Source organism: Enterobacter sp. N5-15, assembly GCF_057221635.1.
This window is the reverse complement of record NZ_CM170150.1, coordinates 2455804-2475950: the sequence shown is the minus strand read 5'-3', so window position 1 is coordinate 2475950 and position 20147 is coordinate 2455804. Positions and strand designations below refer to the sequence as shown.

The following is a 20147-nucleotide window of genomic DNA, read 5'->3' as shown; positions in this document are numbered from 1 at the left end:
CCGCTCCTTTAGCGTTCGAATTGACCAAATTCTTGTTGTAATTGTCGGTTGACCGCCAGTCGTGCCGGGAGCGCGTCACCCAGCGCTTCCGCCACGCCCGACAGCAGCAGGTTGAACAGGCAGCTCACGGGGGCAAGTGAATCCCAGAAATGACCGGTATCGGTTTTCACCTGCAGTAAATCAATCGGGTAATCCCGCGCCCAGGGGCACCAGATGTCGGTGATTAAGGCCAGCGGAATGCCTTTCTCGCTGGCGACGCGGCAGTACTGGCGGGCCATCGAGGAGTAGGTGCGCGTGTCGGTCAGCACAACGTACGGGTGCGAAAACCCCGAGTTCAGGGATTCTACCCAGCTGCCGGACGCCCCCTCCGAATAGCTCACCCGCGGGCGGAGGTACTCAAGGTGGCTGAAGAAGGCGTTGGCAATCCCTCGCGTGGACTGGATCCCCAGCACAAACACCGCGTCAGCGTGGGCGAGGTTGTGCACCACCTGACGGAAGGCGTCCGTTTGCGCCAGCTGGTATACCTGCGTGATGGCATCTACTTCCAGCGACAGGGCATGCTGAAGGCGGCTGGAAAGGGGGCGCTGCTGCTGCCAGGAGTCCAGCCGCTCGTTCATGCCCCAGGGCTGATACGGATCGCGCAGGCTCTTTTTGGCATCTTCCAGGTTGCGATACCCCAGCTTGCGCAGGAAGCGTCCGACGGTAATACCGCTGGTTCCGCTCGCCTGACCCACGCTCTCAGCCGTTTCAAACGGGATTTGCGCGGCGTGCGCCAGCAGCCAGCTTCCGACCCGCTTTTCGCTGGGCGTGAGCTGGCTGAACGTCGCTTCGATACGGCTCAACATCTCAGGTTTCGTCGTCATACCGCCTCGCTGTTAACAGGCTGTCAATGGCTGAGTTTGTGTTACCTGGTTAACAATGCATGACGCGTGCCATGTTCACAGGGCGGGTTAAACCCGCTGTGCAGTAAACTTCATGCAATAATTGTTTAACCAATGATCAACATTTGTGCAGCGTAGTTCACTTTTGGTGCACTGTCTGACGCGGCAGGTATGAATTTGGTGAATACGTCAGTCCGTTCACATTTTTGATAAGATAGATGTACTGAGAACATAAAAGGGATCCCGGCATGGCAAATCTGCCCTGGCGAGTCAGCGTGCGCCTGATGACGCTTGCAAAGAAAATAGGGATGGTCGTAGGGATCGTACTGGTCGTCCTGCTGGCGGTTAGGGTCTATCTCTCGCAGCAGGGACCGGAACTGCACCTCTGGCATACCTGGCGGGCCGACGAGATGTCCGTGCGCGAGATGGATAACGCCAATTTTGCCGGGTATATCGCCCGGGAAAACACCATTTTCGCCGATCTCGACCGCGCGGTGACGGCGAAAACAGAGGGGGAGGAACGTTCGCCGTTAAACCGCTTTTATCGCCAGAGCCTGGTGTGGCCCGGTCAGTTTGCTCCCGATGCCAACCGCTCGTTTGTGCTGATGCCTGCCGGAAAGCCCCGCGGCGCGGTAGTGCTGCTGCACGGTTTGACGGACTCGCCTTACAGCGTCAGACGCCTTGCGGTGAACTATCAGCAACGCGGTTTTGTCGCGATAGTCCCGCGCCTGCCCGGGCACGGCACCGCGCCCGGCGCGCTGACCGACGTTGACTGGGAGATGTGGCTGGCGGCGACGCGTCTTGCGGTGCGGGAAGCCACGCGTCTGGCGGGTGAGGCAGTGCCGCTGCATCTGGTGGGCTACTCTAACGGCGGGGCGCTGGCGATGAAATATACCCTCGATGCGCTGGACGCGCCTGCGCTTCGTCGACCGCAGCAGGTAATACTGCTCTCACCGATGATCGGCGTGACGGCTTTTGCGCGCTTTGCCGGTTTCGCCGGGCTACCGGCGCTGCTGCCGGCGTTTGCTAAAGCGGCGTGGCTGAATATCGCGCCGGAATATAACCCGTATAAATATAATTCGTTCCCGGTGAACGCCGCCCGGCAGTCATGGCTGCTGACGAAGGCCCTGCAGGAGCAAATTGGCCGCGCGGTGCGGGAGAACAGGCTGGCGAATTTGCCGCCGGTGCTGGCGTTCCAGTCGGTGATGGATTCTACGGTCAGCACCCGCGCGGTGGTGACCGGCCTGTTTGACCAGCTTCCGGCAAACGGCAGCGAGCTGGTGGTGTTTGACATCAACCAGGCGGCGAGCTTCCGTCCGCTGTTCAAACCGTCGTCGTGGACGGCCACCTCGGCGCTGCTGCCGGTTGCGCAGAGACGTTACGGTGTCACGATTATTACCAATGCGGACGCACACAGCTTCTCGACGGTAGCGAAAATCACCCCGGCCGGCAGCACCCGGGAGACGGTCGTGCCGTTGGCGCAGGCCTGGCCGCAGGATGTCTATTCGCTGTCGCATGTTGCGGTGCCGTTCCCGCCGGATGACGATCTCTATGGCCGTGAGCCTGGGGTAAAAAACCGCTACGGCATCAGCCTGGGGACAATTGCGCTCTGGGGCGAAACCTCCGTATTGAGCGTCGGAAAAGAGGCGCTGATGCGGGTCACCTCGAACCCGTTTTACGACTATATGCAGGAGAGGATTAACAGCCGGATCGGGGACGCGGAAAAGTAACGTTCCCCTGTGGTGTGAATATGTTAGGTCGCATTGATTAAGTATGTTAAATAATAGCTTCAAGGCACCTCTCTTTCTCATTGGAACCTATTTTTGTGCTGACGACTCTGATTTACCGAAGCCAGTTGAATTTATCCCGCCCCTCCACCGAGCTGCGGGAGCTGGTGGATCGCGCCAGAGGCCGTAACGCAAAACTGAACATTACCGGTGTACTCCTTGCTAAAGGGAGCGACGTTCTGCAAATCCTGGAAGGGTCGGAAGAGAGTGTGGTTAAGCTTTTCCATACCATCCGTGAGGACAAGCGGCACAGTGGGGTGGTTGAACTGATGCGGGATTACGGCCCGCGCAGACGCTTCGAAAACGTCGGGATGTTGCTGTTCGATCTGCAGACTCAGTCGCCGAAAGAGGTGCTGCAGTCGGTTCTGCATTACAGCAAGCTGGACAGCTATCTCACCTCCGACGATCGGGTGTTCAAATTTATTCAGACGTTTATTATGGGCAAACGTCCGGCCCCGTCGGGCGGGCGCTACGTCCCTGAAAAATGGACGCTGTCACCCGAGGCGTTACCCTTTGGCGAACGCCTGGGGCTGATGGCCAACCAAACCTGTCAGTTCGCGCTCCAGCCCATCGTTGAGCCCTCGGAAGGGAAGATCAGCTCGCTGGAAGCCCTTATTCGCGGCAACGACGGCGGCAGTCCGGAGCACTTCTTCAGCACCCTCGACCCGGACAAACTCTACGAAGTCGATCTCCAGACGAAAGCGTATGCCTTTGCGCTGGCGGAAAAGCTGGGGATTGGCAGCCATAAAATTGCGGTCAATCTGCTGCCGATGTCGCTGGTGAATGTCCCCGACGCAGTGGAATTTCTGGTCGATCAGATTAAAAAACATGGTCTTCAGCCGGAGCAGGTGGTGATCGAAATCACTGAAAACGAGATGATCTCCGGACTTAACCAGTTCAACAGCGCCATTAAGCAGCTTCGCGGCGAGGGTGTGGGTCTGGCGATCGATGATTTTGGTTCCGGCTATGCCGGTCTTTCGCTGCTGACCCGCTTCCAGCCGGATAAAATTAAGATTGACAGGGAGATAGTCAGCGATATCCACCTCAGCGGCCCGAAGCAGGCGATTGTGCGCTCCATCGTCAGCTGTTGCTCCGATCTCGAAATTACCCTGGTGGCCGAAGGGATCGAGAAGATAGAGGAGTGGTGCTGGCTCGAGTCTGCCGGTATCCGCCGTTTCCAGGGCTTTCTGTTTGCCCGTCCGCAGATTAACGGCGTCGGTGATATTCACTGGCCGCATCTGGTGCGTTAAGCCAAATTTCCTTCCCGTTATTTCCCCTTCGCCCTGCCTGTGCTTAAATAGCTAAAACGGTTTAACATAGTTTAGCTGAGAGGGTTACATGAAAAAAATCTGGGTACTTGGCGATGCGGTAGTGGATTTGCTGCCTGATGGAGAAGGCAGATTACTGCAGTGTCCCGGCGGCGCACCCGCAAACGTTGCGGTCGGCATTGCCCGGCTGGGCGGCCAGAGCGCCTTTATCGGCAGGGTTGGCGACGATCCTTTCGGACGTTTTATGTCTAAGACATTAGCCGACGAGCGGGTTGACGTGAAGCATATGCGCCTTGATCCGGCGCACCGCACCTCAACGGTGGTGGTCGATCTGGATGACCACGGCGAACGCTCGTTTACCTTTATGGTGCGCCCGAGCGCCGATCTGTTTCTGGAACCTGCCGATCTGCCGACGTTCAGCGCCGGAGAGTGGCTGCACGTCTGTTCCATCGCGTTAAGCGCAGAGCCGAGCCGTTCCGCGACGTTTGAGGCGATGACCGCCATTCGCAAGGCGGGCGGCTACGTCAGCTTCGACCCCAATATTCGCCCGGACCTCTGGCCGGATGAGAACGCGCTGCGCCGCTGTCTGGAGCAGGCCCTGCAGAGCGCAGACGTGGTGAAACTCTCTGTCGAAGAGCTGGCATTTTTAACCGGCGATGTGCCGGTAAGCGTCGGTCTGAACGCGCTGATGGCGCGCTGCCCGGCGCGTCTGGTGCTGGTCACCCAGGGAAAAGAGGGGGTGATCGCCTGGCATGACGGCACCGTGAAACACTATCCGGCAACCCCCGTTCAGTGTGTTGATACGACCGGAGCGGGCGATGCCTTCGTCGCCGGACTGCTCTACGGCCTGGCTGCCGGGCAGGACCTGACGCCCGTCATCGCCTTAGCCCAGCGCTGCGGCGCGTTAGCCACTACCGCCAAAGGAGCAATGACCGCATTGCCCTGGCAGCACGATCTGTAATTCCTTCCTTCACTGGCCGCCATCCGGCGGCCTGAATTGTCGCCTCGATCACACTTACTAAAACGGTTTAGCAAAAAAGATTGCCGATCCAAAATTCAGAGGTTTAGTATCAGCAACCTAAACCGGTTTAGCAATTTAGCACGTTTAATGACTTCTTTTAGGGATGCGACAAAATGTATAAAAAACGCAGACTTGCCGTGATGATAGGCATGCTGGCCGGAAGTACCTCTGTTTTTGCCCAGACGGATATGACAAGTATCGAAGCGCGTCTTGCCGCGATGGAGCAGCGACTCCAGGCTGCGGAAACGCGTGCGCAGGTGGCTGAGAAGCGCGCCACCGATGCAGAACAAAAAACGCAGCAGCTGGTTGCCGCCCAGCAGCAGACGCAAACCACAACCCAGGCGGTGGCGCAGCGCACCACCGCGCTGGAGAAGAAGGCGGATCAAAGCAGCGGATTTGAGTTCCACGGCTACGCCCGTTCGGGCCTGCTGATGAACGATGCGGCCTCCAGCAGCAAAAGCGGTCCTTATCTGACCCCGGCCGGTGAAACCGGCGGTGCGGTAGGGCGTCTGGGTAACGAAGCAGACACCTACGTTGAGCTGAACCTGGAGCACAAGCAAACCCTGGACAACGGGGCGACTACGCGCTTCAAAGCGATGCTCGCCGACGGTCAGAGAACCTATAACGACTGGTCAGCCGACACCAGCGATCTCAATATTCGCCAGGCCTTCGCGGAGCTGGGCAATCTGCCTGATTTTACCGGCGCGCTGAAGGGCAGCACCTTCTGGGCGGGTAAACGCTTTGACCGCGACAACTTTGACATTCACTGGCTGGATTCCGACGTGGTGTTCCTCGCCGGTACCGGCGGCGGCGTCTATGACGTGAAGTGGAACGATTCGCTGCGCAGCAACTTCTCGATCTACGGCCGCAACTTCGGCAGCGTGGAGCAGACCGACAATAACGTTCAGAACTATATCCTCAGCATGAACCACTTCGCCGGACCGTTCCAGCTGATGGTGAGCGGCCTGCGGGCGAAGGATAACGACGACCGTAAAGACACCAACGGCGATCTTATCAAAACCGATGCCGCCAATACCGGCGTTCATGCCTTGGTTGGGTTGCACAACGAGAGCTTCTACGGCCTGCGGGAAGGGACCGCCAAAACGGCGCTGCTGTACGGTCACGGGCTGGGTGCGGAAGTGAAAAGCATCGGCTCCGACGGCGCGCTGCTGCCTGAGGCGGATACCTGGCGCTTCGCAAGTTACGGTGTCACGCCAATCGGCGGTGGCTGGAGCGTTGCGCCCGCCGTGCTGGCGCAGAGCAGTAAAGATCGCTACGTCAAGGGCGACAGCTATGAGTGGGTGACGCTCAACACCCGTCTGATTAAAGAGGTGACGCAGAACTTCGCCCTGGCGTTTGAGGGAAGCTATCAGTACATGGATTTAAGTCCGGAAGGTTATAAGGACCGCAACGCCGTTAACGGCAGTTTCTACAAGCTGACCTTTGCGCCGACGTTAAAAGCGAGCAAAATCGGCGATTTCTTCAGCCGTCCGGAGCTTCGTCTGTTTGCCACCTGGATGGACTGGAGCAGCAAACTGGATCATTACGCCAGCGATGATGCCTTTGGCAGCAGCGGCTTCAACGCCGGCGGGGAATGGAACTTTGGGGTCCAGATGGAAACCTGGTTTTAACCCATCACGCTCCCGCCTGGCGGGAGCGTTTCGCACATCATAAAAAAGAAGTCAGGCAGAGGTATCTATGGATTTTAATCAAATCGCCCGCGAGCTCATTCCGCTGCTCGGTGGCAAGGAAAATATCGCCAGCGCGGCGCACTGCGCAACGCGTCTTCGTCTGGTGCTGGTTGATGACGCGCTTGCCGATCAGCAGGCGATCGGCAAGGTCGACGGCGTAAAAGGCTGTTTTCGTAACGCCGGGCAGATGCAGGTGATTTTTGGCACGGGCGTGGTCAACAAGGTTTACGCCGCGTTTATTCAGGCGGCGGGGATTAGCGAATCCAGTAAGTCTGAGGCCGCGGATCTGGCGGCGCGCAAGCTGAACCCGTTCCAGCGCATTGCCCGTCTGCTCTCCAATATCTTTGTCCCGATCATTCCCGCGATTGTGGCATCCGGTCTGCTGATGGGCCTGCTCGGCATGGTGAAAACCTACGGCTGGGTCAATGCGGATAACGCCATCTACATCATGCTGGACATGTGTAGCTCCGCGGCGTTTATCATTCTGCCTATTCTGATTGGTTTTACCGCCGCGCGGGAATTTGGCGGCAACCCGTATCTCGGCGCGACGCTGGGCGGCATTCTGACGCACCCGGCGCTGACCAACGCCTGGGGCGTGGCCTCCGGCTTCCACACCATGAACTTCTTCGGTCTTGAGATCGCGATGATTGGCTATCAGGGCACGGTATTCCCGGTGCTGCTGGCCGTCTGGTTCATGAGCATCGTAGAGAAAAACCTGCGCCGCGCGATCCCGGACGCGTTAGACCTGATCCTGACGCCGTTCCTCACCGTCGTTATCTCCGGCTTTATCGCCCTGCTGATTATCGGCCCGGCGGGGCGCGCCTTAGGGGATGGTATCTCCTTCGTTCTGAGCACGCTGATCGCCCACGCGGGCTGGCTGGCCGGGCTGTTGTTCGGCGGGCTTTACTCGGTGATTGTGATCACCGGTATTCACCACAGCTTCCACGCGATCGAAGCCGGGCTGCTGGGTAACCCGTCGATTGGCGTGAACTTCCTGCTGCCTATCTGGGCCATGGCGAACGTGGCGCAGGGCGGCGCCTGTCTGGCGGTGTGGTTCAAAACCAAAGATGCCAAAATCAAAGCCATTACCTTACCGTCGGCGTTTTCTGCAATGCTGGGCATCACCGAAGCGGCCATTTTTGGTATCAACCTGCGCTTCGTGAAACCGTTTATCGCCGCGCTGATTGGCGGCGCGGTGGGCGGGGCCTGGGTGGTCTCAGTCCATGTCTACATGACCGCCGTTGGGTTAACCGCTATTCCGGGGATGGCCATCGTGCAGGCCAGCTCGCTGCTCAACTATATTATCGGTATGGTGATTGCCTTCGGCGTGGCGTTTACCGTTTCACTGCTGCTGAAATATAAAACGGACTCTGAATAATGACGTTACCTTCCCGCTGGCCTGCAATCCTGCAGGCCGTTATGAAAGGTCAGCCGCGGGCGCAGGCGGATAGCCACTATCCGCAGTGGCACCCCGCGCCGGTGACGGGGCTGATGAACGATCCCAACGGGTTTATCTGGTTTGCCGGCCGCTACCACCTGTTCTATCAGTGGAACCCGCTGGACTGCGAGCATCGGTTTAAATGCTGGGGGCACTGGAGCTCTGCGGACCTGGTGCACTGGCGGCACGAGCCGCTGGCGCTGATGCCCGACGAAGCGTATGACCGCAACGGCTGCTACTCCGGTAGCGCCGTGGATAACCAGGGCGTCCTGACCCTGTGCTACACCGGCAACGTCAAGTTTGATGACGGCAGCCGCACGGCCTGGCAGTGCCTCGCCGTGGAACAGCCGGACGGGACCTTTAAGAAGCTGGGTCCTGTGCTGGCGCTGCCGGAAGGCTACACCGGCCACGTGCGCGACCCGAAGGTGTGGCAGCACGACGGGGAGTGGTACATGGTGCTCGGCGCGCAGGATGTGCAAAAGCGCGGCAAGGTGCTGCTGTTTAAATCAGCCGATTTGCACGCCTGGGCGTCCTGCGGGGAAATCGCCGGTCACGGGGTCAACGGTCTGACGGATGCGGGGTATATGTGGGAGTGTCCGGACCTGTTCGCGCTCGACGGAACGCACATCCTGATCAGCTGTCCGCAGGGGCTGGCGCGCGAGCCGCATCGCTATCTTAACACCTATCCGGCTACCTGGATGAGCGGGGCGTTTGACTATGCAAACGCCGCATTCGATCACGGCGATCTGCACGAGCTGGACGCGGGCTTTGAGTTTTACGCTCCGCAAACGACGCTGGCGGAAGACGGGCGACGCATTTTGATCGGCTGGATGGGCGTACCGGACGGGGAAGAGATGCTTCAGCCAACCCGGGCGCACGGCTGGATGCACCAGATGACCTGCCCGCGTGAATTACGCTATCGCGACGGCAGGCTCTGGCAGACCCCGGCGCGCGAGCTGGCGGCGCTGCGCGAAGATGAGCAACGCTGGCAGGGACGCGCCAGCGAGGCGCCAGGCCTGGACGCGACGCGCCTGGAGTTTGAGCTGAGCGCATCGCAGGTGAATGTCGATTTTGGCGGCGCGCTGCGCCTCACGGTCGATGAGCAGGGTATACGGCTTGAACGCGCGAGCCTGAAAACCGGTGAAACGTTGACCCGCTACTGGCAGGGCGACGTCACTCATTTGCGCGTTCTGTGCGACCGCTCCAGCGTTGAAATCTTCATCAATCACGGTGAAGGGGTGATGAGCAGCCGCTATTTTCCTGACCATCCGGCCCGGGTGCGATTCGAAGGTGCGTCCGATATCACATTACGCTACTGGTCGCTGCGCGCCTGCATGATAGAATGAGGGTTTTGGCAGCCGGATCTAAGTCGTTGTGAGAAAAACAAAACGCGTCACCATTAAAGACATCGCGGAGCTGGCGGGTGTGTCAAAAGCCACCGCCAGCCTGGTCCTGAACGGGCGCAGCAAAGAGCTCCGCGTGGCGGAAGAGACGCGCGAGCGCGTGCTGGCGATTGCAAAAGAGCACCACTATCAGCCCAGCATTCACGCCCGGTCGCTGCGCGATAACCGCAGCCACACCGTTGGTCTGGTGGTCCCGGAAATCACCAACTACGGTTTTGCCGTCTTTTCTCACGAGCTGGAAACGCTGTGCCGCGAGGCGGGCGTTCAGCTGCTGATCTCCTGCAGCGATGAAAACCCGGGGCAGGAGACGGTGGTGGTGAACAACATGGTGGCACGTCAGGTGGACGGGCTGATTGTTGCCTCCAGCATGCTTAACGATGCGGACTACCACAAGCTGAGCGAGCAGCTGCCCGTTGTTCTGTTTGACCGCCACATCAACGACAGCGCGCTGCCGCTGGTCATCACCGATTCCATTACCCCAACGGCGGAACTGGTGGCCGACATTGCGCGCCAGCATCCTGATGAGTTCTACTTCCTCGGCGGGCAGCCCCGTCTATCCCCGACGCGTGACCGTCTGGAAGGGTTTAAGCAAGGGCTGCGTGATGCCGGTGTGGAACTGCGCCCCGAGTGGATCATTCACGGCAACTATCACCCGAGCTCCGGGTACGAGATGTTTGCTGAACTCTGCGCCCGTCTGGGTCGTCCGCCGAAAGCGCTGTTCGCCGCCGCCTGCGGGCTGCTGGAAGGGGTGCTGCGCTATATGGGCCAACATAACCTGTTGCAAAGTGATATCAGGTTAGCCAGTTTTGACGATCACTATCTCTACGATTCGCTGACGATCCCCGTGGATACCATTCGCCAGGATAACCGTCAGCTGGCGTGGCACTGCTTTGATTTGATTAGTAAATTGATTGAGGGCGAGACCCCGGAACCGCTGCAGCGGAAACTGGATGCTACCCTGCAGCGACGCTATAAGTCAGCGAAATAGCCCGACTTGATACTTCAATAACTTTAATTAATTTAAGTTTTGGAACGGCCGATAACCATAAGGAATAATTTTCCTTGAGGTATTGGTTTATGTCGTTGAAAAAGTCGTCCCTGATCGTCCTGTTCTCACTGCTTTTCTTCTTTGTTGTCAGCACTGTGACCAGCGTTGGCCTCATCATTAAAAGTAATAATTCCCTGGATAACGTCAACAAAGAGATCCAGGTTGTGCTGTCCATTATTGACCCGATCAACCATAGCCGTACGCTGCGCGTTCGGGTGATGGAGTATGTGAAGATGGTGGAAGCGGGCAACGCGGCGGACGGGGCTGCAAAGCTAGCCGCCGTGAAAGAGGCGCTGACCAAAGCGGACCACGCCTTTGCGGCCTTTATGGCTTCGCCGCGTCTGACGGATGAAGCGCCGCTGGTAAGTGCCTATCAGGATGCCTGGCAAAACTACCGCAACCAGGGACTGGCGCCGCTGATCGATGCCGCCGAGGCGCACGATGTCGCCAAATTTAACGCGCTGATCCCGGAAGTCTCCCGTCTTGACCGTCAGTACGAGATCGTTCTCGACCAGGTCCTTTCCGTCCACCAGAAATACGCCAAAAGCCTGAACGAAGATGCGAGCAGTAACTTCGTCTCTGGCCTGGCGATCGTTGCCGCTATCGCCAGCCTGTTTGTGGTGGTGATTGTCGCCGTCAGCCTGCTGATGAAGCGCTTTGTCTTTGCTCCGGTAAACCTGGCGCGCGAGCACTGCAGCCAGATTGCTGCAGGCAAGCTGGATATTCCGGTGCCGGTCAAGGGGAGCGCACATAACGAAATCGATCATCTCATGAGCTCGATGGAGCAGATGCGTCAGGCGCTGCTTGCGACCATCGCCCAGGTGCGCGACGCGAGCCATACCGTAACGCACGCGGCGCAGGAGATTGCCTCCGGGAATATCGACCTGGCGTCACGTACCGAACAGCAGGCTTCCGCGTTAACCCAGACGGCGGCCAGCATGGAAGAGCTGAGCGCGACGGTGGCGAACAATACCGACAACGTTTACCAGGCCGGAAAACTGGTGCAGGACGCGGTGAAAAATGCCCACACCGGCGAAGCGGTAACCCGCGAAGTCATCGACACAATGAATACCATCGCAGCGAACTCGAAGCGAATCGAAGACATTACCAGCGTGATTAACAGCATAGCCTTCCAGACCAACATTCTGGCGCTGAACGCGGCGGTTGAAGCGGCGCGCGCCGGAACGCAGGGTCGCGGCTTTGCGGTCGTGGCTAGCGAGGTACGCACCCTCGCGCAGAAAAGCGCGGTGGCGGCCAAGGACATCGAGAGCCTGATTGCGCAGTCGGTTTCCAGCGTGAAAAACGGTGCGGAACTGGTCAGCCGTTCGGGCGAGGTGATTGACTCGATTATTTCATCGGTGAATAAAGTGAATACGCTGATGGAGCAGATCTCCGTCGCCTCTGAAGAGCAGAGCCGCGGGATTAGTCAAGTCGGGCAGGCGGTGACCGAGATGGATGGCGTGACCCAGCAGAACGCCGCGCTGGTGCAGCAGTCCGCGGCAGCAGCGGCCTCGCTGGAAGAGCAGGCGCAGCAGCTTTCGCGGAGTATTTCGAGTTTTAGTTTGCCGGTGCAGGCTTGATAGATGGTAGGAGGCTCCCTGGGGAGCCTTTTATCTATTTAGTGTGTGAAAATTTCTAAGTCGCTTCCCCATTAGGTCAGCTTTTAGACCTACTAGAACTGTTTTAATACCACTTGTTATATTTCACATATATCGCAGAAATAGCAATCACCCAAACGAAGCTGAGTAAAGCAGCATGCCCTGGTACAAACCGTACAAATAGATATATCCCAATTACAATAAGCAACGCAGGGACCAGATAAAAAAATGACTTCAAAAGCCATAAGATTGCTTTCTTCATTTCCTCAGTATCTCGCACAAAGCGTCACCTATCACTTGCTCGTTATTATCCCCGGAGTTTACCTGGTAGATGATTTCAGACATTTGCGGCTCGATTAAGAAATATAACATCTCAATATTTTCTTTATAAAGCGCCTGATAGTACTGAGGATCCTGAAATTTGAGTCGATTAGCTGCAGATGCAGCTACCTGAGCCTTTGAGTAAAGCGTGGCACCATTAACAAACCATGTCGAGAATGAGTTAACAAGCCTGATGTGATTTTGCTTGAAATCTCTGCTGTTGATGATCAGATTCGCAAGGGTAAAGGAGAGGGCTAACTTGCTGGCTTTAGCCGATGCATGTTCGGCGGCTTTTCCCAATAAGTTATGGATATTAGCGATTAGGTCCTTGCTTTTTTGTTCGCCCAGTCTATTGAGAGTTTTCCTAAAATAGATTTCAACCATGTCTAAAGTAACATCTTTTCGGTTGTAAATTTCACCTAAGGCAAGGACTAAGCGTTTGTCTTCACGCCAGGTATCACGGCAAGCGTTACGATAATATTCGTCTGGCATCAGGCATGCACCGTAGCTAACCAGTCGCTGTGTGCCCTGTTTCACCTTTTCCAGGGTTGCCATATGGTCTTCATGCATGTCTCGAAGTGAATTTGTTAGTGCAATAGCTAACTGTTTATTCGACTGCATTTTAAGTTGCAAATAGTTTTGTGCCATTTTATATAACCTTGCAGTATCATTACCTTATTATCATTGATCATGTTTGATAGAGGGGCAACAACGAAAATGGGAAAGCGCAAGGGTGCTCTGGTTTATGTCCTAACCGTCATTATATTTTTGCTTATTATTCCTGAGATCATTCTGCGCGCATGCACGTCCGAGCAACTTGGCCGTATCAGCGACTTTACCAGTATAGGTGGCTTGTTAAATCCACTTTTATCCTTGCTCATCTTCCTCGCACTGGTGTCGATCATACTGGCAGTCATCGTTATCGCATTCGTTAAGCGAATATTTCGAAAAAAGTGATGGCCTGAAGGAGACTCATAGCGCCCGCCAGCTGTAACTGCTATGAGTCCAAATCCGACAGCACAAATTTTTTATTCACCCCAGCAATATTTCCCTACCTCATCCGTCTACCTCATTACAAGCCATAATCAGTTACTGTAAAAGAGGTAAACATCATGAGAGATTTTGATATGCACGGCAGAGGTCACGGGCGCGGATTTGGTCGCCACCGCATGGGTAAGGGCTTAGTCATCGGCGCGGTGATTTTCATCGTGCTCGGCCTGCTGGTGATGACCCTGTGGAACGCCTTGCTCCCGGCCATCCTCGGCGTTAAGGCCATCGGATTCTGGCAGGCGCTGGGCATTCTGGTGCTGAGCCGCATTCTGTTTGGGGGTTTAGGTTTCCGCCCGGGGATGTTTGGCGCGCACCGCCGGATGCACGAGCGCTGGATGAACATGACGCCCGAGCAGCGCGAGGCGTTTATTCAGCAGCGCCGCGAAGGGTTTGGTCGCCACGGACGCGGCCACTGCGGCTGGCACGGTCATCGTGACGATAAGCGCGACGACGCCACGCCAAAAGCGCCGGAAGCGGAGTGAGCGAAATGAAAGCCGGGGAGGCGGGCGGATCCATGCTGATGTCGGCGCTTAATGCCTGCCGCGCCCGGCTGAAAGCCTTCATTCGCGGACGGACCACCGTTCGCGATGATGCCGACGACATTTTGCAGGAAGTGACGTATCAGCTGATGAAAGTGGAGCAGCCGGTCGAAAATGTCGCTGCCTGGCTGTTCCGCGCGGCGCGTAACGAGATGACCGACCGGGCGCGTAAAAAGCGCGAGGTCTCACTCTCCGGCTATTTTACGGGCGAAGACGAAGAGGGTTTCCCGGAAGACGAGCTGGCCGAAACCCTGTTCGGCGTCACGCACACGCCGGAAGAGGAGTATCTCAAAACGCTGCTGTGGGAAGAGCTGGGGCAGGCGCTGTCTGAACTGCCGCCGCCGCAGCGCGAGGTGTTTGAAAAAAACGAACTCCACGGTTACAGCATTAAAATGCTGGCAGAGGAGACCGGCGCCAGCGAACAGGCGCTGTTATCCCGCAAGCACAAGGCGGTGCTGTTTCTGCGTACGCGTCTGCGGGACGTCTACGACGCGCTGTCGGGCGAATAGCGGTGGCAGACAAAACCTTACACTTCCGACACTTGTAGATTCATCACTATCGTTTATGATCGGGGCGTCTTGTTACTCTGGAATGTTATGCGCAACCGTCAGCTCCTCGGAAAATGGCTTTTGATCGTCACCTGTCTCGCGATGGCGCTTTGCCTCGTGCAGCGTGCGGTGATGCTCAACCATTTTTTACAGGGACTGGATCCGCAAATTTCTCTGAGTGCAGATGCCCCGGCTCAAAGCAGCAGCACCGAACAACCCGGCCCGTCGCCTTGTCAACTTGGCGCACACTCGCTGCTCTGCGCCCAGCCGCTGTTCTTCGACGGCGCGCTACCGGCCATTATTATCTTCTTCGCGCTGCTGCAGCTGTTTACGCAAGGGCGGGCATTGGCTCCCGCAGAACAGCCCGTACAGGCGCCGCCTCCCCGAATACACCTTAAAAACTGCGTTTTCCGTGAATGAAAATCATCGTCCTCACACGATAATTTTCACTGTTCACGGAGTAAAACATGGTTAACCTCTTCAGGGGATTTGTCTTCCTGTGGCTGTCCTGCATTGGCATTGTCCATGCGGCGGACACAGGCTGGCAGGTTTCCCCACAAAACGATCACGCCCGCATCCGCTTTCAGGCGGAGAGGGAACAAACGCACATTAAAGGCCTGCTCACCGTTGAGCTGAAGCCCGGCTGGAAAACCTACTGGCGATCGCCGGGCGAGGGCGGCGTGGCGCCGAAAATCAGCTGGCCCGAAGGCGTGACGGATAGCTGGTCCTGGCCGGTCCCGTCGCGCTTCGATATCTCCGGCATGACGACGCAGGGCTATCACGATAAGGTCACTATCCCGATCGCGCTCGACGGAGTGAAGGGTGACGCGCTCGACGGAACGCTCACGCTCTCGACGTGCAGTAACGTCTGCCTGCTGACGGACTACCCGCTGCATCTCGATTTTACCCAGCCGGTGGATGAGAGCTTCCGTAGCGAGTTCGAGCAGGCGATGCTCACCGTGCCCGGAACGTCTGGCGTATCCACGGATCTTTCCGCCTGGCTCTCTGGCGACAAGCTGGTGATTACCGGCACGATGGACGGGAGGTGGGATAATCCGGGGATCTACTTTGACCCGCTGGAGGGTGACATTCTTCCCGGCGAGCCGGTCATTAAACACGACGGCAATACCCTTCGGGTGACGGTTCCCGTGACCGACGAATGGGGTGATAAACCCGCCTCGCTGGAAGGCAAAACGCTGTCGTTTGTGCTGACCAGTGGCGGTCACGCGCAGCAAACCACCATGACCGTTGGCGAGACGCCATCTACGTCTTCTGCGCCTGAAGGGATGGGCAAAATGGTGCTCTTTGCTCTTCTGGGCGGGCTGATCCTCAACCTGATGCCCTGCGTGCTGCCGGTGATGGGGATGAAGCTTAACAGCATCCTGCTGTCGGGATCGGACAGGCGCGCGATCAGGCTGCGCTTTCTGGCCACAAGCGCCGGGATCCTCACCTCCTTTATGCTGTTGGCGGGGATGGTGACCGCGCTGAAGCTGGCCGGGGCGTCGCTGGGGTGGGGCATTCAGTTCCAGAACCCGTGGTTTATTGGCCTGATGGTCGCCGTCACCTTCCTGTTTGCGCTGAACTTGTTTGGCGTGTTTGAGATGCTGCTGCCTTCTGCCGCCACGGGACGGCTGGCGACGGCAGGGGGATCGGGGATTGGCGGCAGCTTCTGCGAAGGGATGTTCGCCACGCTGCTGGCAACGCCGTGCTCCGCGCCGTTCCTCGGTACCGCGGTCGCCTTTGCCCTTGGCGCACCGCTGCACTCCCTGTGGCTCATCTTCCTGATGCTTGGCGTGGGCATGAGCCTGCCGTGGCTGTTTGTCGCCCTGGTGCCCAAAACGGCCCTGCTGCTGCCTAGACCCGGCCGCTGGATGAACACGCTCAAAGTCATCCTGAGCCTGATGATGCTGGCCTCCAGCCTTTGGCTGGCAACATTGTTGAGCGTGCATCTCGGCGAGTCGGTCAGCCAGATCGTAATGCTGGTGCTGATCGCCGTCGCGCTTGCGCTGTTCGCGCTGAAGGGGCAAAAATCCTCACCGCTGTTCTGGCTCGTGGTCATCGTGCTGTCGGCGTTCGGCGGGTATCAGGCGCGCGGGCTGCTTAACGCGCCGTCAGACGCGTCGGCGCAAAATACCGCGCAGACCATCCCGTGGCAGCCGCTCAGCGAAGAAGCCATCCAGCAGGCGCTGGCGCAGGGAAAACGGGTGTTTGTGGATATCTCGGCGGACTGGTGCGTAACCTGCAAAGTTAACGAGCATCGGGTGCTGAATCAGCCGGACGTTATTGCCGCGCTGCGCCAGCCGGACGTGGTGGCCCTGCGCGGAGACTGGAGCCAGCCGTCCGCGTTTATCGCGGAGTTTCTGGCGAAGCGAAACCGTTACGCCATTCCGTTTAACGCAGCGTATGGCCCCGGTCTGCCTGAGGGGGAAATCCTCTCGCCGCTGCTGGACAAGCGCACCCTGGTCACCACCCTGAATAACGCAAAAGGCTAAACGTATTATGAAAAAACTCCTTATTACGCTGCTGCTCCTGCTGGCCCCGGTTCAGGTGTTCGCTGCCCAGCCGCTGACGCCGGACCAGGAGCAGCGTGCGCAGAAGATGATCGCTGATTTCCTGTTTAACGATCCGAACTCCCCACGCATCGGCGCGAAAAACCCAAAGCTCACCCTGGTGGTGTTTACCGACTACAACTGCCCGTACTGTAAAAAATTCGATCCGTATCTGGAGAAGATTGTTGAGAAATACCCGGACGTCGCGGTGGTCTTTAAGTTCTTACCTTTCCGCTCGGAAAGCTCGCTGACCGCCGCACGGGATGCGCTAACGCTCTGGCGTCAGGATCCCGGGCAGTTTATGAAGCTGAACCATACCCTGATGGCCAGGAAGGGGTACCACGATGACGCCAGCATTCAGGAGGCGCAGAAGCGGGCGGGCGTGAGCGTTACGACGCCGGATGACGAGAGCATGCTGACGATCAAGCGCAGCCTGATCGTCGCGGAAAAAATGGGGATCCAGGGCACGCCCGCCACGCTAATCGGCGAGGGACTGCTGCCTGGCTGGGTGCCGTTTGAACAGTTCGACGAAATGGTCAGTGACGCACTGAAAAACCGCTAACCTGAAGGGGGCGTAATGCCCCCGACAAACCGGAGAGGGAAATGAAAAAATTACTGTTACTTTCAGCGCTGGCGACGTCAGGGCTGGTACAGGCGGCTGAAGCCATACCGGAGGTGGTGAAGCACTTCGGCGAGCAGCAGAATATTAAAATCATCAAGAAGCTGGATGCGCCGGGCGGTGCGCCAGCCTGGCTGGGGCAGTATCAGGATATGGGCGTCATGCTGTTTTTAACCCCGGACGGCAAGCACGTCATATCTGGCTATCTATACGATGACAAAGGAAAAAACCTCAGCGAAGGCTATTTCCAGAAAGAGATCTACGCCCCGATGGGACGCGAGATGTGGAAGAACCTCAACGCGGCGCATCCCCTGAAGGAAGGGGCGGATAACGCTCCGCGTAAAGTCTTTGTGTTTGCCGATCCGTTCTGTCCGTACTGTAAGCAGTTCTGGGCCGAAGCGCAGCCGTGGGTGAAGGCGGGCAAGGTTCAGCTCAACACGCTGCTGGTGGCGTTTCTCAACCCTAATAGCGGACGTAACGCCTCAGCGATTCTGAATGCGAAAGATCCGGTTTCGGCCTGGCGCGAATACGAGCTTTCCGGTGGGAAAAAATTGCCCAAGCCAGAGGGCGAGGCTTCTCGCGAAACGGTAGCGATCCTGCAGAAGCACCAGACGCTGATGGACAGCCTGGGCGCTAACGCCACGCCGGCCATTTACTATCTGAATGCGGAAAATGAGCTGCAGCAGGTGGTCGGCATGCCGGATGCGCAGCAGCTTGAGGCGATGTTTGGGCCGAAGCCGTAAAAAAAACAGGCAGAAACGGGGCGTTTCTGCCTGATAGTCTCTTAGCTTCCCCAACGTCCTTTCAGGTAGTTCACCGCCTGCTGCGTCTGCGGCTGGTTCAGGTAATCTTCCCGGAACAGGATGGTGCCGTTCACGTTGGGCAGCGAATCGTTGAGATCGAGCTGTTTTTTCAGCTCCGGCACGCCGCCCTGAACCGTCCAGTCCGGCTCATTTCTCGAGGGCTCGCCCACCTTGTAGAACGCAATGCCGATATACAGGCGAGTGTGGGTCGGCTTCACGACGTCGGCCCACCATTTGGTCAGCACGTCGTAGCGCGCGGCATTCCGGGAGAAGGGCCAGTAAATCTGCGGAGCGATGTAGTCCAGCAGGCCCTGCTGCACCCACTGCCGCGTATCGGCGTAGGACTCATCGTAGGCCGCGGCGCCGCGGGTATCGGAGCCTGCCGGGTCAAAGGAGCGGTTACGCCACACGCCCGCCGGGCTGACGCCAAACTCAACGTCGGGCTTGGTCTGTTTAATCGCGCGGGAAACCTGCACGATCAGCTGCTGCGTGTTGTGTCTTCGCCAGTCGGCCTTTGAGGCAAATCCCTGACCGTACTGCCGCCAGGTCTGTGCGTCGTTGAGCGCTGAACCAGGCGTTTCGGTATAGAAGTAATCGTCAAACTGCACGCCGTCTACCGCGTAGTTCGCCACCACTTCGGTCACTACGCGGGTGATCCAGTCCCGCACTTCCGGAATACCCGGATCGAGAACAAAGCGGTCGCCCGAGATGCGCACCCACTCAGGGTGCTGGACATAGACGCTGGACGGGGTCTGATAGGCGGTCCGGTTCAGGGCGGCGATGGTTGACGGTTTAGTGTTGGTCGACACGCGGTACGGGTTGAACCAGGCATGGACCTTCATGCCGCGCTTGTGCGCTTCGTCCAGCATAAACTGCAGCGGGTCGTATCCCGGATACTCGCCGACGTTGCCCGTCAGCATATCCGACCACGGTAAAATTTTGGATGACCAGAGGGCCGTGCTGTCCGGCTTCACCTGGAAAAACACCGTGTTAATACCGAGGTGCTTAAGGTTGTCGAGCTTGCTGGTCAGCGCCTGCTTTTGCATCGCGATGCGCTGGTCCGCGCTGCGGCCGTTCACCGATGCCACCGGCGGCCAGTCGAGACGAGAGACGGTCGCCAGCCAAATCCCGCGCATCGGCTCGTTTGCCTGCTGCGTCGGCTTGCTCGCGGTGGGAAGGGGGGTAACCAGTGATTTGGGTGGTTTTGAGGAGCAGCTCACAAGTAAAAGCGCGCAGGCAGCCAGCGCACCAATCCGTTTTACGTGTCGCGTCATTTGCGTATTAGCTCTTGATAATTCGACTGTTGGCCCAGGGATTAAAGGCGGGCTCCGCCTGTTCAGTGCTCACCTCATCGTGGAGGGAGTCCAGATACAGGGCTTCGACTTCCGCGCGCGCCCACGGGGTGCGGCGCAGAAATTTCAGGCTCGATTTAACGCTGGGATCTTTTCTGAAACAGTTAATTTTGATTCGGTCGCCCAGCTCGCTCCAGCCATATTTCGCCACCAGGGCGTTGACCATCATCTCCAGCGTTACGCCATGCAAAGGATCGTTAGAAATGTGTGCAGTCATAGGTGTCCGGATGT

18 protein-coding genes are annotated in these 20147 nt (G+C 57.7%); 14 read left to right on the top strand and 4 right to left on the bottom strand.

The annotated features are described in order from the left end of the window. Nucleotides 1–8: 8 nt before the first annotated feature. Nucleotides 9–863: a MurR/RpiR family transcriptional regulator gene (locus tag AC2TE5_RS11780; protein WP_063142718.1), complete on the bottom strand. Its 855-nt coding sequence runs from the start codon at nucleotides 861–863 to the stop codon at nucleotides 9–11. A gap of 266 nt (nucleotides 864–1129) precedes the next feature. Here AC2TE5_RS11780 and AC2TE5_RS11775 point away from each other — a divergent pair, with 266 nt between their 5' ends. The 8 genes from AC2TE5_RS11775 to AC2TE5_RS11740 all read left to right on the top strand — a co-directional run bounded on the left by AC2TE5_RS11775 (nucleotide 1130) and on the right by AC2TE5_RS11740 (nucleotide 12117). Next, nucleotides 1130–2611 carry an alpha/beta hydrolase gene (locus AC2TE5_RS11775; protein ID WP_484611667.1) on the top strand — a complete coding sequence of 494 codons (1482 nt, stop codon included), beginning with the start codon at nucleotides 1130–1132 and terminating at the stop codon, nucleotides 2609–2611. 95 nt (nucleotides 2612–2706) lie between these two features. Continuing rightward, nucleotides 2707–3918 (top strand): diguanylate phosphodiesterase, encoded by a 1212-nt coding sequence (locus AC2TE5_RS11770; RefSeq protein ID WP_213327578.1) that lies wholly within the window; start codon nucleotides 2707–2709, stop codon nucleotides 3916–3918. A gap of 88 nt (nucleotides 3919–4006) precedes the next feature. Then, entirely contained in the window at nucleotides 4007–4897 is an 891-nt protein-coding gene (locus tag AC2TE5_RS11765; RefSeq protein WP_213327577.1) for an aminoimidazole riboside kinase, read from the top strand. A 173-nt stretch (nucleotides 4898–5070) separates the two neighbouring features. Then, complete coding sequence (locus AC2TE5_RS11760; protein ID WP_198885517.1) at nucleotides 5071–6588, top strand: carbohydrate porin; 1518 nt, start codon at nucleotides 5071–5073, stop codon at nucleotides 6586–6588. Nucleotides 6589–6655: 67 nt separating this feature from the next. After that, the gene (locus AC2TE5_RS11755; protein ID WP_024909534.1) at nucleotides 6656–8026 is read left to right on the top strand and encodes a sucrose-specific PTS transporter subunit IIBC; all 1371 of its coding nucleotides are present in this window, start codon (nucleotides 6656–6658) and stop codon (nucleotides 8024–8026) included. Beyond that, nucleotides 8026–9432, top strand: a complete 1407-nt coding sequence (locus tag AC2TE5_RS11750) for a sucrose-6-phosphate hydrolase (RefSeq protein ID WP_213327576.1) — start codon at nucleotides 8026–8028, stop codon at nucleotides 9430–9432. The genes AC2TE5_RS11755 and AC2TE5_RS11750 overlap by 1 nt, the downstream gene beginning before the upstream one ends. 28 nt (nucleotides 9433–9460) lie before the next feature. Beyond that, nucleotides 9461–10477, top strand: a complete 1017-nt coding sequence (locus AC2TE5_RS11745) for a LacI family DNA-binding transcriptional regulator (protein WP_032643129.1) — start codon at nucleotides 9461–9463, stop codon at nucleotides 10475–10477. Nucleotides 10478–10566: 89 nt separating this feature from the next. Continuing rightward, entirely contained in the window at nucleotides 10567–12117 is a 1551-nt protein-coding gene (locus AC2TE5_RS11740; protein ID WP_484611666.1) for a methyl-accepting chemotaxis protein, read from the top strand. Between the two features lie 276 nt (nucleotides 12118–12393). Here AC2TE5_RS11740 and AC2TE5_RS11735 read toward each other — a convergent pair whose 3' ends face one another. Then, nucleotides 12394–13104, bottom strand: coding sequence for a hypothetical protein (locus AC2TE5_RS11735; RefSeq protein ID WP_484611665.1), 711 nt, complete (start codon nucleotides 13102–13104; stop codon nucleotides 12394–12396). Between the two features lie 464 nt (nucleotides 13105–13568). Here AC2TE5_RS11735 and AC2TE5_RS11730 point away from each other — a divergent pair, with 464 nt between their 5' ends. From AC2TE5_RS11730 to dsbG, 6 genes are all read left to right on the top strand, one after another. Then, nucleotides 13569–13988, top strand: a complete 420-nt coding sequence (locus tag AC2TE5_RS11730; RefSeq protein ID WP_024909528.1) for a hypothetical protein — start codon at nucleotides 13569–13571, stop codon at nucleotides 13986–13988. A gap of 5 nt (nucleotides 13989–13993) precedes the next feature. Continuing rightward, nucleotides 13994–14554, top strand: coding sequence for an RNA polymerase sigma factor (locus tag AC2TE5_RS11725; RefSeq protein ID WP_484613337.1), 561 nt, complete (start codon nucleotides 13994–13996; stop codon nucleotides 14552–14554). Between the two features lie 87 nt (nucleotides 14555–14641). Continuing rightward, on the top strand, nucleotides 14642–15013 hold the full coding sequence (locus AC2TE5_RS11720) for a hypothetical protein (protein ID WP_045356147.1): 372 nt from the start codon (nucleotides 14642–14644) through the stop codon (nucleotides 15011–15013). A gap of 47 nt (nucleotides 15014–15060) precedes the next feature. Continuing rightward, nucleotides 15061–17085 carry a protein-disulfide reductase DsbD family protein gene (locus AC2TE5_RS11715; RefSeq protein WP_484611664.1) on the top strand — a complete coding sequence of 675 codons (2025 nt, stop codon included), beginning with the start codon at nucleotides 15061–15063 and terminating at the stop codon, nucleotides 17083–17085. A 7-nt stretch (nucleotides 17086–17092) separates the two neighbouring features. Next, a complete protein-coding gene (locus AC2TE5_RS11710) occupies nucleotides 17093–17704 on the top strand; it encodes a DsbA family protein (protein ID WP_219322725.1) in 612 nt (203 codons plus the stop codon). 41 nt (nucleotides 17705–17745) lie between these two features. After that, on the top strand, nucleotides 17746–18504 hold the full coding sequence (gene dsbG / locus AC2TE5_RS11705; RefSeq protein ID WP_484611663.1) for a thiol:disulfide interchange protein DsbG: 759 nt from the start codon (nucleotides 17746–17748) through the stop codon (nucleotides 18502–18504). 41 nt (nucleotides 18505–18545) lie between these two features. Here the strand turns inward: dsbG and AC2TE5_RS11700 are convergent, their stop codons facing one another. Together AC2TE5_RS11700 and AC2TE5_RS11695 are read right to left on the bottom strand one after the other, a co-directional pair. Then, nucleotides 18546–19838 carry a glycoside hydrolase family 10-like protein gene (locus AC2TE5_RS11700; RefSeq protein ID WP_484611662.1) on the bottom strand — a complete coding sequence of 431 codons (1293 nt, stop codon included), beginning with the start codon at nucleotides 19836–19838 and terminating at the stop codon, nucleotides 18546–18548. Nucleotides 19839–19845: 7 nt separating this feature from the next. Continuing rightward, a complete protein-coding gene (locus AC2TE5_RS11695; RefSeq protein WP_121423784.1) occupies nucleotides 19846–20133 on the bottom strand; it encodes a VF530 family protein in 288 nt (95 codons plus the stop codon). Nucleotides 20134–20147: the final 14 nt, after the last annotated feature.

Bases quoted from the DNA above. Each gene is read 5' to 3' on its own strand.
- AC2TE5_RS11715 (WP_484611664.1), top strand. From the start codon at position 15,061: ATGGTTAACCTCTTCAGGGGATTTGTCTTCCTGTGGCTGTCCTGCATT.
- AC2TE5_RS11735 (WP_484611665.1), bottom strand. From the start codon at position 13,104: ATGGCACAAAACTATTTGCAACTTAAAATGCAGTCGAATAAACAGTTA.
- AC2TE5_RS11760 (WP_198885517.1), top strand. From the start codon at position 5,071: ATGTATAAAAAACGCAGACTTGCCGTGATGATAGGCATGCTGGCCGGA.
- AC2TE5_RS11700 (WP_484611662.1), bottom strand. From the start codon at position 19,838: ATGACGCGACACGTAAAACGGATTGGTGCGCTGGCTGCCTGCGCGCTT.
- AC2TE5_RS11695 (WP_121423784.1), bottom strand. From the start codon at position 20,133: ATGACTGCACACATTTCTAACGATCCTTTGCATGGCGTAACGCTGGAG.
- dsbG (WP_484611663.1), top strand. From the start codon at position 17,746: ATGAAAAAATTACTGTTACTTTCAGCGCTGGCGACGTCAGGGCTGGTA.
- AC2TE5_RS11765 (WP_213327577.1), top strand. From the start codon at position 4,007: ATGAAAAAAATCTGGGTACTTGGCGATGCGGTAGTGGATTTGCTGCCT.
- AC2TE5_RS11780 (WP_063142718.1), bottom strand. From the start codon at position 863: ATGACGACGAAACCTGAGATGTTGAGCCGTATCGAAGCGACGTTCAGC.
- AC2TE5_RS11775 (WP_484611667.1), top strand. From the start codon at position 1,130: ATGGCAAATCTGCCCTGGCGAGTCAGCGTGCGCCTGATGACGCTTGCA.
- AC2TE5_RS11710 (WP_219322725.1), top strand. From the start codon at position 17,093: ATGAAAAAACTCCTTATTACGCTGCTGCTCCTGCTGGCCCCGGTTCAG.
- AC2TE5_RS11730 (WP_024909528.1), top strand. From the start codon at position 13,569: ATGAGAGATTTTGATATGCACGGCAGAGGTCACGGGCGCGGATTTGGT.
- AC2TE5_RS11755 (WP_024909534.1), top strand. From the start codon at position 6,656: ATGGATTTTAATCAAATCGCCCGCGAGCTCATTCCGCTGCTCGGTGGC.
- AC2TE5_RS11740 (WP_484611666.1), top strand. From the start codon at position 10,567: ATGTCGTTGAAAAAGTCGTCCCTGATCGTCCTGTTCTCACTGCTTTTC.
- AC2TE5_RS11725 (WP_484613337.1), top strand. From the start codon at position 13,994: ATGAAAGCCGGGGAGGCGGGCGGATCCATGCTGATGTCGGCGCTTAAT.
- AC2TE5_RS11750 (WP_213327576.1), top strand. From the start codon at position 8,026: ATGACGTTACCTTCCCGCTGGCCTGCAATCCTGCAGGCCGTTATGAAA.
- AC2TE5_RS11720 (WP_045356147.1), top strand. From the start codon at position 14,642: ATGCGCAACCGTCAGCTCCTCGGAAAATGGCTTTTGATCGTCACCTGT.